The organism is Roseateles sp. P5_E11, from assembly GCF_054049355.1.
This window is the reverse complement of the sequence record NZ_JBFUMO010000836.1, coordinates 1-1,878: the sequence shown is the minus strand read 5'-3', so window position 1 is coordinate 1,878 and position 1,878 is coordinate 1. Positions and strand designations below refer to the sequence as shown.

At 68.7% G+C, this 1,878-nt stretch carries 2 protein-coding genes and 1 pseudogene; 1 reads left to right on the top strand and 2 read right to left on the bottom strand.

What is annotated here, in order from left to right; all coding sequences use genetic code 11:
• Positions 1 to 483, top strand: a pseudogene (locus ACXJKR_RS31190) (hypothetical protein); the annotation flags it as partial.
• Positions 484 to 536: 53 nt separating this feature from the next.
• Here ACXJKR_RS31190 and ACXJKR_RS31185 read toward each other — a convergent pair.
• A complete protein-coding gene (locus ACXJKR_RS31185) occupies positions 537 to 1,214 on the bottom strand; it encodes a lectin (protein ID WP_457326153.1) in 678 nt (225 codons plus the stop codon).
• Positions 1,215 to 1,216: 2 nt separating this feature from the next.
• On the bottom strand, positions 1,217 to 1,672 hold the full coding sequence (locus tag ACXJKR_RS31180; protein ID WP_457326152.1) for a c-type cytochrome: 456 nt from the start codon (positions 1,670 to 1,672) through the stop codon (positions 1,217 to 1,219).
• Positions 1,673 to 1,878 lie beyond the last annotated feature (206 nt).

Genomic DNA, 1,878 nt, shown 5'->3' with positions numbered 1-1,878 from the left:
ATCTACATGAGCGGGCGCAACCGGCTGCTGGTTCGAGAAGGCCTGCCCTATCCGGTGCCCACGCTGGAGACGTTCACCGAGCACGGCGAACTGCGCCTGGCGGTCGTCAAGGGATTCAGGCATGGCCCGCAGTGGGACCAGTGGATCGCCAAGCTGCGCCAGCAGGGGCGGGTGGACGAGTACGCCGACGCCAACATGGCGGCCAGGCTCGTCGCGCTGGGTCGTGACGCGGCTTTCCTGTCCGAGCCCGTCGTGTGGGGGCGAATTCTTGCGGACAGCAAGCTGGAGGGCCGGGTCACGGTCATCGATGCCTTCCCGGACGACAACTACGCCGCGGGCTTCGCGCTTTCCAAGGCCAGGGTCCGCGAAAGCGACGCCCGCAAGATCCAGGATGCCGTCGCGGCCATGCGGGCGGACGGCACCCTCTACAGGATCTTCAGCGCTTACCTGACCCGTGCCGAGGCGCTGAGTTCCCTGCCCTGAACCGGTCGGTCCATTGAAGAAGGCGATGGCGGGCGCCACCGGCCTTTACATCTTCAGTTGGCCGCGAAGCAGTAGAGCAGGCCCGCGCCACCCGTCGCCACCAGCTTGGGCTGGCTGCAGCCGCGGCTGGCGTGGGCGGAGTTCCAGGAGGCATTGCCGCCGCCGGTGCGATCGAAATGGCCGAGCTGCACCGAGCCATCCTCGGCGCCCGACGAGTAGTTGCGGCAGGTCTTGTCGGCACCCTCGGGGAAGGCACGGCCTTCGGGCGTGGAGCCGGTGACGATGTCGTGCTCGTTGGGCGTGTCGCCAGCGGCCTTGGGACGCTCGCCCTTTTCGGTGAGTGCCGTGTTGCGGGTCAGGTTGCTGCCGAGTTGGGCCTGCTCCAGCGTGTCGCCGTGCAGGTGAGCCACGTCGCGGGCGATGACCTGGCCGCGCACATTGGTCCATGGGCCCTTGCCGATGCGGTCGCGGGCGTTGACAGCGCCGGCGCCTTGCGTGCTGAGGTAGGCGCGCCAGGTCTTGTAGGGGTTGCCCACGCCTTCGGCGAGCTTCTGGCAGTGCGCGTCTGCACCTTCCAGGCCACCGTAGTTGGCGCCATTGCCGCCGCCAGTACTGGTGACGAAGARCGTGAATGGCGGCGGGGGAGGGGCGCTGGCGGCGTTGGCCGGTGGGGTCTGGGCCTGGGCACCGGTGGCGAGCAGCAGTGCGGCAAGTGAGAGCGTTGTCTTCATGGTCAGTTGGAGTTCCTGTAGTCGTCGTGGCAGGCCTTGCAGGTCTTCTGCAGCGCGGCGAGCTGGGCCTTGATGGCGGCCACGTCGCCGCCCTGGGCGACGCGCGCGAGCTCATTGGCTTCCTTGCCGAAGGCGGCCTGGGCGGCGGCGGCACCGGCGGCGTCGCTGAAGAGCGTCGGCTTGACGGAGGTGTCGTGCCAGCCTTTGCCGGTTTCGGTGGAAGCCGGGAACAGCGAGGGCAGGCCGCCGTTGGCAACCGCGGCAATCGTGTTGGCTGYGCGGATGACGTCGTCCTTGTTGTACGTGCCGTCGACGTTGGCCTTGACGCGGCCGGTGTTCCAGCCGATGACCTGGTAGGCCGACTGGCGCCACTTGATGAGCTGTTCGGGCTTGGGGGCCTGCTGGGCCTGGGCGGTGTTGGCGAGCAGTGCGGCTGTGATGATGAGGAGTCGTTTCATCGTTGTGRTGGGTGGTTGGGGAAGGGATCAGCGGCCGCCTAGGCGTTCGACCTCGGCAAGCGCGGCGGCCACGTTGGCCGCGGGCGCCAGGCCGCCGACGGTGGCGACGACGCGGCCCTCGCGACTCAGGACAAAGCTGGTGCGCTCGGCGCGAGCGTGGGTGATGTCCTGGCCCTTGGTCGTCTTGCGGCCGGCCGGTGTGGCGG